This window comes from Peptoniphilus harei, assembly GCF_900454685.1.
GTDB lineage: Bacteria > Bacillota > Clostridia > Tissierellales > Peptoniphilaceae > Peptoniphilus_A > Peptoniphilus_A harei.
The window spans coordinates 19,618-29,141 of the sequence record NZ_UATM01000036.1 but is presented as its reverse complement, the minus strand read 5'-3'; the positions used below and the strand labels follow the sequence as shown (position 1 = coordinate 29,141).

General features: G+C 29.9%; 12 protein-coding genes and 4 pseudogenes. 12 read left to right on the top strand and 4 right to left on the bottom strand.

Features of this window, described 5'->3' with window-relative positions; translation table 11 throughout:
- Window positions 1-51 precede the first annotated feature (51 nt).
- The 4 genes and pseudogenes from DRZ96_RS10795 to DRZ96_RS10390 all read right to left on the bottom strand — a co-directional run.
- Window positions 52-355: pseudogene (locus DRZ96_RS10795) on the bottom strand (Abi family protein).
- 55 nt (window positions 356-410) lie between these two features.
- Window positions 411-578: an Abi family protein gene (locus DRZ96_RS10785; protein WP_256584899.1), complete on the bottom strand. Its 168-nt coding sequence runs from the start codon at window positions 576-578 to the stop codon at window positions 411-413.
- A gap of 11 nt (window positions 579-589) precedes the next feature.
- Window positions 590-772, bottom strand: coding sequence for a hypothetical protein (locus DRZ96_RS10780; protein ID WP_218563579.1), 183 nt, complete (start codon window positions 770-772; stop codon window positions 590-592).
- Between the two features lie 169 nt (window positions 773-941).
- Window positions 942-1,866 (bottom strand): annotated as a pseudogene (locus tag DRZ96_RS10390) (VirD4-like conjugal transfer protein, CD1115 family); the annotation flags it as partial.
- A 14-nt stretch (window positions 1,867-1,880) separates the two neighbouring features.
- Here DRZ96_RS10390 and DRZ96_RS10380 point away from each other — a divergent pair.
- The 12 genes and pseudogenes from DRZ96_RS10380 to DRZ96_RS10340 form a co-directional block, all read left to right on the top strand.
- Window positions 1,881-2,876, top strand: a pseudogene (locus tag DRZ96_RS10380) (VirD4-like conjugal transfer protein, CD1115 family); the annotation flags it as partial.
- Window positions 2,877-3,027: 151 nt separating this feature from the next.
- Window positions 3,028-3,156, top strand: a complete 129-nt coding sequence (locus DRZ96_RS11915; RefSeq protein WP_256584896.1) for a hypothetical protein — start codon at window positions 3,028-3,030, stop codon at window positions 3,154-3,156.
- Between the two features lie 19 nt (window positions 3,157-3,175).
- Entirely contained in the window at window positions 3,176-3,400 is a 225-nt protein-coding gene (locus DRZ96_RS11910; protein WP_322788193.1) for an Abi family protein, read from the top strand.
- A gap of 43 nt (window positions 3,401-3,443) precedes the next feature.
- Window positions 3,444-3,709 (top strand): annotated as a pseudogene (locus tag DRZ96_RS12385) (Abi family protein).
- Window positions 3,640-3,888: a hypothetical protein gene (locus DRZ96_RS11900; protein WP_256584895.1), complete on the top strand. Its 249-nt coding sequence runs from the start codon at window positions 3,640-3,642 to the stop codon at window positions 3,886-3,888. Before DRZ96_RS12385 ends, DRZ96_RS11900 begins: the two are co-directional and overlap by 70 nt.
- 189 nt (window positions 3,889-4,077) lie before the next feature.
- Window positions 4,078-4,353 carry a single-stranded DNA-binding protein gene (locus DRZ96_RS10370; protein WP_457920609.1) on the top strand — a complete coding sequence of 92 codons (276 nt, stop codon included), beginning with the start codon at window positions 4,078-4,080 and terminating at the stop codon, window positions 4,351-4,353.
- Between the two features lie 47 nt (window positions 4,354-4,400).
- Complete coding sequence (locus DRZ96_RS10365; RefSeq protein ID WP_002838961.1) at window positions 4,401-4,616, top strand: Maff2 family mobile element protein; 216 nt, start codon at window positions 4,401-4,403, stop codon at window positions 4,614-4,616.
- A 1-nt stretch (window position 4,617) separates the two neighbouring features.
- Complete coding sequence (locus DRZ96_RS10360) at window positions 4,618-5,481, top strand: VirB6/TrbL-like conjugal transfer protein, CD1112 family (RefSeq protein WP_005956620.1); 864 nt, start codon at window positions 4,618-4,620, stop codon at window positions 5,479-5,481.
- Window positions 5,482-5,498: 17 nt separating this feature from the next.
- Window positions 5,499-5,756 (top strand): hypothetical protein, encoded by a 258-nt coding sequence (locus tag DRZ96_RS10355; protein ID WP_019107263.1) that lies wholly within the window; start codon window positions 5,499-5,501, stop codon window positions 5,754-5,756.
- Complete coding sequence (locus DRZ96_RS10350; RefSeq protein ID WP_002838958.1) at window positions 5,756-6,094, top strand: PrgI family protein; 339 nt, start codon at window positions 5,756-5,758, stop codon at window positions 6,092-6,094. Before DRZ96_RS10355 ends, DRZ96_RS10350 begins: the two co-directional genes overlap by 1 nt.
- The gene (locus tag DRZ96_RS10345; protein WP_112890602.1) at window positions 6,091-8,586 is read left to right on the top strand and encodes a VirB4-like conjugal transfer ATPase, CD1110 family; all 2,496 of its coding nucleotides are present in this window, start codon (window positions 6,091-6,093) and stop codon (window positions 8,584-8,586) included. Before DRZ96_RS10350 ends, DRZ96_RS10345 begins: the two co-directional genes overlap by 4 nt.
- Window positions 8,558-9,523, top strand: coding sequence for a DNA-methyltransferase (locus DRZ96_RS10340; protein ID WP_112890263.1), 966 nt, complete (start codon window positions 8,558-8,560; stop codon window positions 9,521-9,523). The genes DRZ96_RS10345 and DRZ96_RS10340 overlap by 29 nt, the downstream gene beginning before the upstream one ends.
- Window position 9,524 lies beyond the last annotated feature (1 nt).

Genomic DNA, 9,524 nt, shown 5'->3' with positions numbered 1-9,524 from the left:
TGATAAAAATTTTTTGTAATTTTCTTCTTCCAGAAACTATTTTAAGATTAACTAATGTAGCAAATATTGTATTGTTTGAAATATATTTTTTAAATATTCTTTATATAGCTTTGGTGATTTTGTAAGCTTTGCTCCATATAGCCTGCCATAATGGGCACATATATTTCTTATATAGGCAAAATTTTCTATCCAAGATTCAAAGTAATGGTAGTCTGTATGAAAGACTTTTGCAATTTTACTTTTATCTTCATTTTTCATATTCTTATACATTTTAGATAAGTCCAAAACTTGCTACTTCTATCACTGCATAGAGTGGAATTTCTCCACCTTCATAATTGTCTTTAAAGTTTTTTATAAATGGTGAGCGTCTATTTCTTTTTGTTTCTCTTTCTAAATCATTTAATGCTTCTTTATATCTGTTTTATATTTTCCACATTTGACAAATCTTTGTAGCCAAAATTTCCATATTTTAAAGAAAAATAGTTTGTGATAACTGCTCTTAAAGAAACTTCAATATGTTCTATTATTTCAAATATGAGTTGTCTAAGTTCTCTATCAAATTTATATAAACTTACAATATCTTCAAAACTTATTCCTGATATATATCTTCCATCTTTTTTAATGTGATACTATAAGCTTTAATCAGCCTGTAATAGGATATTCTTCCAAGAATTTTCTTAGCATAAGTTTTATCTTCTACTAAAAGTCCTAAATCTATTAAATTTTTTACTTGATTATCTATACTAATCGGTTCTTGATAGATTTTTTTCATTTTTTCTCCTAAAATCAAATGACCCGACTTGGTCCGCATTGTTAAGAGGCGTGTCGGGTGCTGTTGAAATTATTGTATGTTATAAAATATTTTTGTCAAGTATTTCCTTTTAATCTTTCCTAAATATCTATCTTACTTCTAATTTAAATTTATTCATCTAATATTTCAACTACCATACTCTCTTTAACTTAACCTCATCTTTTCTCTGCAGGTATTTCTCTATGTCAAATATATTCTCTTATCATAATCTTCCAATAACTTGTAATTCTTATGCTTGTAATATCAAATTTATCAGATAAGAAAGGTCTTACTCCTCTTAGCTGGTATATACACTTACCACCATCCATTACAGTTATTTCATCTTGACTCATAAGTTCCTTACCGGTTTTTTGATAATTTAAACCAAAGCTCTTTTGATTTGATCTTGTTTCTGATGTGTTATATAGGTCTATGGTTTCTTTGCCTAGGCTTTCAGATAATTCTTTTAATGTTTCTTTCTTTGCCCCCTAAAAATAATGTAGAATCACAATTGCCAACTATGGTATCGGCATTATCTTTATAGATACTTTTTAGTTGTGATTGTGCCTGTAATATTATACAAGCTGATATTTCTCTACTTCTAATATTGCTATCAGCTTTTCAAATTTAGGAATTAAGCCGATATTTGCGAATTCATCAAGTAGGCATCTCACATGAACAGGAAGTCTTCCGCCATATTCATCATCTGCTTTATCACATAATAGATTAAATAATTGTGAGTACATTATTGATACTACAAAGTTAAATGTATCATCTGTATCCGATATTATTACGAATAAAGCTGTTTTCTTTTCTCCAAGTGTATCAAGCTCCAGTTCATCTTCTTTCATTAAGTCCCTTAGTTCTTCGATATCAAATGGAGCAAGCCTTGCTCCACAGGATATAAGGATTGATTTGGCAGTTTTTCCTGCTGCAAGTTTGTATTTCTTATATTGTTTTACTGCGAAATGATTTGGCTTTTCTTTTTCTAATGCTTCAAACATATAGTCTACTGCATTTTTAAAATTTTCATCTTCTTCTCTTACCTCACTTGCATCTATCATAGCAAGTAAAGTGAAACTCTTTCAAGCTTATAGGATATATCTGGTATGAAGCTCCTAAGAAGAACAGAACTTTACACTTTACTTGCTATGATAGATGCAAGTGAGGTAAGAGAAGAAGATGAAAATTTTAAAAATGCAGTAGACTATATGTTTGAAGCATTAGAAAAAGAAAAGCCAAATCATTTCGCAGTAAAACAATATAAGAAATACAACTTGCAGCAGGAAAAACTGCCAATCAATCCTTATATCCTGTGGAGCAAGGCTTGCTCCATTTGATATCGAAGAACTAAGGGACTTATGAAAGAAGATGAACTGGAGCTTGATACACTTGGAGAAAAGAAAACAGCTTTATTCGTAATAATATCGGATACAGATGATACATTTAACTTTGTAGTATCAATAATGTACTCACAATTATTTAATCTATTATGTGATAAAGCAGATGATGAATATGCGGAAGACTTCCTGTTCATGTGAGATGCCTACTTGATGAATTCGCAAATATCGGCTTAATTCCTAAATTTGAAAAGCTGATAGCAACTATTAGAAGTAGAGAAATATCAGCTTGTATAATATTACAGGCACAATCACAACTAAAAAGTATCTATAAAGATAATGCCGATACCATAGTTGGCAATTGTGATTCTACATTATTTTTAGGGGGCAAAGAAAGAACAACATTAAAAGAATTATCTGAAAGCCTAGGCAAAGAAACCATAGACCTATATAACACATCAGAAACAAGATCAAATCAAAAGAGCTTTGGTTTAAATTATCAAAAAACCGGTAAGGAACTTATGAGTCAAGATGAAATAACTGTAATGGATGGTGGTAAGTGTATATACCAGCTAAGAGGAGTAAGACCTTTCTTATCTGATAAATTTGATATTACAAAGCATAAGAATTACAAGTTATTGGAAGATTATGATAAGAGAAATATATTTGACATAGAGAAATACCTGCAGAGAAAAGATGAGGTTAAGTTAAAAGAGAGTATGGTAGTTGAAATATTAGATGAATAAATTTAAAATTAGAAGTAAGATAGATATTTAGGAAAGATTAAAAGGAAATACTTGACAAAAAATATTTTATAACATACAATAATTTCAACAGCACCCGACACGCCTCTTAACAATGCGGACCAAGTCGGGTCATTTGATTTTAGGAGAAAAAATGAAAAAAATCTATCAAGAACCGATTAGTATAGATAATCAAGTAAAAAATTTAATAGATTTAGGACTTTTAGTAGAAGATAAACTTATGCTAAGAAAATTCTTGGAAGAATATCCTATTACAGGCTGATTAAAGCTTATAGTATCACATTAAAAAAGATGGAAGATATATATCAGGAATAAGTTTTGAAGATATTGTAAGTTTATATAAATTTGATAGAGAACTTAGACAACTCATATTTGAAATAATAGAACATATTGAAGTTTCTTTAAGAGCAGTTATCACAAACTATTTTTCTTTAAAATATGGAAATTTTGGCTACAAAGATTTGTCAAATGTGGGAAAATATAAAACAGATATAAAGAAGCATTAAATGATTAGAAAGAGAAACAAAAAGAAATAGACGCTCACCATTTATAAAAAACTTTAAAGACAATTATGAAGGTGGAGAAATTCCACTCTATGCAGTGATAGAAGTAGCAAGTTTTGGAACTTTATCTAAAATGTATAAGAATATGAAAAATGAAGATAAAAGTAAATTGCAAAAGTCTTTCATACAGACTACCATTACTTTGAATCTTGGATAGAAAATTTTGCCTATATAAGAAATATATGTGCCCATTATGGCAGGCTATATGGAGCAAAGCTTACAAATCACCAAAGCTATATAAAGAATATTTAAAAAATAATATTTCAAACAATACAATATTTGCTACATTAGTTAATCTTAAAATAGTTTCTGAAGAAGAAAATTACAAAAAATTTTATCATGATCTAACAGCACTAATAGCAAGATATGAAAATATTGAATTAAGACATGTTGGCTTTATAGAAAACTGGAAAGAATTACTAAAACCATAAAATTAAATAGAGAAATTTACACCGAAAAAAAACATTTCGGTGTTTTTTTATGCCCAAAGGAGGAAGAATGAAATATATACGAGATGAGCCGAAAAAATAAGATACAGAGAAAATGAAATATTAATGAATTAGAAGTAGAAGCGATAGAGAAAACTATCGCTTTTTTATGGAATAAAGGAGATAGAACAAATGGAAAGAGAAATGCTAAATATTAATGGAAATCTAGTAGGAGAAATAAAAACAACTGCAATAGATACAAAGGAAGGAGAAAAAGAGGTAGCTAACTTCACAATAGTTAGAAAGAACAAAGAAGAAGGAAAGGTTAAAAAAGAATATATCTACTGTAATCTCTACGGGGAAAAGGCAAAAAGTGTGAAGGAATTTAAAAGTGGAGAATACATCCATATTTTTGGATATTTTAAGGAAACAAAAAAGAAGACAAGACATTTAAAAATTTTATCGTAAAGCATATAAATAAAATTGAAAAAGAAGAAAAAGAGGAGGAAATATAAATGGAATTTTTTACACAAGCAGTAAATGTATTAAAAATATTAGTTACAGCAATTGGTGCAGGGCTTGGAGCATGGGGTGTTATCAACCTGATGGAAGGTTATGGGAATGACAACCCTGGTGCTAAATCTCAAGGTATTAAGCAGCTTATGGCTGGAGGGGGAATTGTACTCATAGGTTTAAAACTAATACCGCTATTAGCAAACGTGTTAAAATAAAATGTTTAATATAGTAGATAAGATCAAAGAGTTTTTTTCGGAGATACTTATTGATATGATCAAGGAAAATTTAAGCGGAATGCTCCTTGATATAAATGACAAAGTATCAACGATAGCAAATGAGGTAGGAAAGACTCCAAGTGGATGGAACTTGGAGGTTTTCCACTTCATAAAGTCTATTTCAGAAAATGTTATACTTCCCATAGCAGGTCTTATCATAACGGCTGTACTATGTATTGAATTAATTCAAATGGTAATGAACAAAAATAATATGCATGACACAGATACCTTTGATTTTTTTAAATATATGATAAAAATGTGGATAGCGGTATGGCTTGTATCTCATGCTTTTGACTTTTCTATGGCAGTATTTGATGTGGCACAGAATTTAATAGGAAAGGCAGCAGGTGTGGCAAATGCTAGTGCAAAAGTTTCTCCGGGTGATATAGCTAATATGGTAGATAGCCTAAAAGGAGAGTCAATAGGAAAATTAATGACTATAGTACTAGAGACATCAATTGTAAAGATGATAATTCAAGGGATATCAATACTCATTACAGTTATTCTATACGGCAGGATGATAGAAATATATATTTATACTTCAGTTTGCGCCATACCTTTTGCCACAATGGGTAATAAAGAATGGGGAAGTATTGGAACAAACTATATAAGAGGGCTCTTCGCACTTGGCTTGCAAGGTTTATTCTTACTTATATGCGTAGGAATTTATGCCGTACTTGTTAAGACTTTAAATATATCAGACATACACAAAAGTATTTTTGAATTACTAGGATACACATTAATACTTGGGATAACTATGATGAAATCAGGAAGTATTGCAAAATCAATTTTAAATGCTCATTAATAAAAAAGGAGAAGATGATGAAAATTAGAAGAAAAAAGGACAAAAAAATTAATTTAAAAACACTTGGAACAATAGGACTCCCAATACTTTTAATAGGGGGATATATTACAAGAGAAATACAAAATAGAATGATTATAAGAAAAACATCGGAAGTTTTAGATAATAGAGAAGAAACGAATGAAAAAGTATTAGAAATAGCAGTGAATATGGGAAAATCATTAGAAGATCTGAACAGAGAAGATATATATGGCTTTTACTTAGAGGGTTTAGAATAATGGCTTATGTAAATGTCCCAAAGGACTTAACAAAAGTAAAAACAAAGGTAGCTCTAAATCTAACAAAAAGACAATTAATTGGCTTTACAATTGCAGGTCTAATAGGCTTTCCAGTATATTTAATGGTAAAAAAAGTGCTGCCTAATGACCTATCTATGTTAATCATGATAGGTGTGTCTTTTCCTATAATATTTGCAACTCTTTATGAAAAGGACGGGATCTATTTTGAAAAATATTTAAAGTATATTATAGATAAGAAAAGACAGACAAGTATAAGGATATACAAGACAGAATGTATTTATGATATAAAGAAACAAAGAAAGGAAAGGAGTAAATGAATCAAATACAGAAAAAACAACAGAAAAAATTAAATCAAGAAAAAAGAAATTTAAAAAAACAAAAAGAAGATTTAAAAAGCATTAGTATAAGTCAAAAAAAGATGAAAAAAGCAAATATTTCTAAAGAAAAAGGAAAGCCCAAAAAGAAGCTTTCCTTTTTTGGTGGGAAGAAGAAAAAGAGTGTTCAGGAAACAATCCCTTATTTAAGAATGTTGAGAAATGGGATTTGCCAAGTTGAGAAGAACAAATTTAATAAAATGATACGTTTTTTAGATATTAACTACCAGCTTTCAACAGAAGAAGATAAGGAAAGTATATTTAATGAATTTTCAAGTTTTTTAAACTATTTTGATCCAAGTGTTGATATAGAACTTTCATATATTAATCGCATAGGAAAAAATGAAGAAGTAGAAAAAAACATCAATGTTCCGGATAGAAACGATTCATATAATGAAATACGAAAAGAGTACAGGGAAATGCTAAAAAATCAGAGTCAAAAAGGAAATAATGGACTTACTAAATATATGTATATCACCTTTAGCTTACAAGCACAAGATTTAAAAGAGGCAACTACAAGACTTGAAAGAATGGAAATGGATATATTAAATAACTTTAAGAAGATGGGAGTAAAAGCTTATGTATTAAGTGGATATGAAAGGTTAAAGGTTATTCACGATATATTAAATCCGAATAAGAATTTTGTTTTTTCCTTTGAAGACCTAAAATATAGCGGGCTATCTACTAAGGATTATATAGTACCAGCATCATTTAACTTTTCATCTAACAATCAATTTAAAATTGGAGAATACTTTGGAGAAGTAAACTTTCTACAAATTCTAGCACCTGAATTATCAGATAGATTATTATCAGAATTTTTAGGAGTTGAAGAAAATATGATTGTAACATTTCATATAAATTCCATTGATCAAACAGAAGCTATAAAGATGATTAAAAGAAAAATAACAGACTTGGATAAAATGAAAATTGAAGAAAATAAGAAGGCTATAAGATCAGGATATGATATTGATATTCTTCCAAGCGATTTAATTACCTATGGTAATGATGCTAAGAAACTGTTAGTAGAACTTCAAAATCATAATGAGAGAATGTTTGTCATAACTATTTTGTTTACAAATATGGAAAAAAGTAGAAAGAAATTGAGTAATATAATTTTTCAACTAAATTCAATAGCAGGTAGGCATAATTGTGTATTGAAAAATCTTAACTATAGACAGGAACAAGGACTAATTTCCTCCCTGCCACTTGGAAAAAATGAAATCGAAATAAAAAGAGGACTTACAACTAGCTCTACAGCAGTCTTTATTCCTTTTACAACAGAAGAGTTGTGCTTAGAAGGAGAGAGCTTATACTACGGATTAAATGCTTTAAGTCGTAACATCATTATGACAGATAGAAAGCTTTTAAAGAATCCAAACGGTTTAATACTTGGAACACCTGGTAGCGGTAAATCTTTTTCAGCTAAAAGAGAAATTACCAATGCTTTTTTAATTACACAAGATGACATCATTATCTGTGATCCGGAAGGGGAGTATGGAAATTTAACTAAGGCACTAGGTGGAGAAGTTATAAAAATATCGCCAACAAGTAAGGATTATATAAACCCGTTGGATATAAATGTAGACTATGCCGATGAAGACAATCCCTTATCTTTAAAGTCTGACTTTATTCTTTCACTGTTTGAACTTGTAGTAGGAAAGGAAGGGTTAAGTGCAGAAGAAACTTCAGTAATTGATAGATGCCTTCCAATATTATATAAGAATTACTTCGACAATCCTATTCCTGAAAATATGCCAATTTTAGAAGATTTATATAATTTACTTTTAAAACAAGAAGAAAAGGTAGGGAAAAAATTAGCAGTAGAAATGGAAATTTATGTCAAAGGTAGTCTTAATGTATTTAACCATAGGACTAATGTAGATACAGGCAATAGAATTCTTTGCTATGACATTAAGGAATTAGGAAAGCAACTTAGAAAAATAGGTATGTTAATTGTTCAAGATCAAGTATGGAACAGAGTAACTATTAATAGGAATAAGAAGGAAACCAGATATTACTGTGACGAATTCCATTTGCTTTTAAGAGAAGAACAAACAGCTTCATATTCCATAGAAATCTGGAAAAGATTTAGAAAATGGGGTGGGATTCCAACAGGATTAACACAAAATGTAAAGGACCTTTTAGCCAGTCCTGAAATAGAAAATATATTTGATAACACAGATTTTATCTTAATGCTTAATCAAGCTAGTGGTGATAGGGAAATTTTAGCGAACAAGTTAAATATATCTCTTTATCAGTTATCCTACGTAACAAATTCCAATGAGGGAGAGGGATTACTATTCTACGGAAACACAATAGTACCTTTTGTAGATAGATTCCCTAAAGATACAAAATTGTATAAGTTAATGACAACTAAACCAGAAGAATTAAAGGAAGGGATAGAAATTGATAGACAGAGAGAAGTTAAAAACTAACTATATTATTAATTTAGATGCAATTTCTGCTCTAAAGGAATTTCCAGATAAAACATTTGATTGCTGTATTACATCTCCTCCATATTATGGACTTAGAGATTATAAAGCAGAAGGACAAATTGGAAGAGAAGAAAGTCCGGAGGAATATTTAAATAAATTAATTAAAGTCTTTAGAGAAGTAAAAAGAGTATTAAAAAAAGAAGGAACACTTTGGGTAGTTATTGGAGATTCTTATGCAGGTACAAGAAGCAAAAAAGAATATAAAGATCCTAAAAACATAGAAGGAAGAAGTGGTCAAAAAGAGTCTATTACAGAAAAACTCAGTGGCTACAAGGCAAAAGATTTAATGGGGATACCTTGGCAACTAGCTTTAAAATTAAGAGAGGATGGTTGGTATCTAAGAAGCGATATTATTTGGCATAAGGAAAATGCCATGCCTGAGTCTTGTAGAGATAGACCATCAAGGTCCTATGAACATATCTTCCTACTATCAAAAGCAAGAAAGTATTTCTATAACTTTGACGCTATGAAAGAACCAATAAAAGAAATAAGCAAAAAAAGATATATGAGGGCAAGGGGAAATAATAATAAGTATTTACAAGAAGGCACAGGAGCTAAAAGACAGAGCATAAATGAAGCAAGAGAGTATGGAGAATATATAGGAGATAATGTCCCTAAGTTTAGAAACAATAGAGATATTTGGACTATTAACACCAGTGCGTTTAAAGGAAAACACTATGCGGTATTTCCACCAAAACTGGTAGAACTTTGTATAAAAGCAGGATGTCCTAAAAAAGGCTTAATTCTTGATCCTTTTATGGGTTCAGGAACTGTTGGAATGGTAGCTATTAGGATGGACAGAGAATATATTGGAATTGACATAAACAAAGACTACTGTCAAATAGCTAAAGAAAGGATAGAGAAAAATATGAAATAGG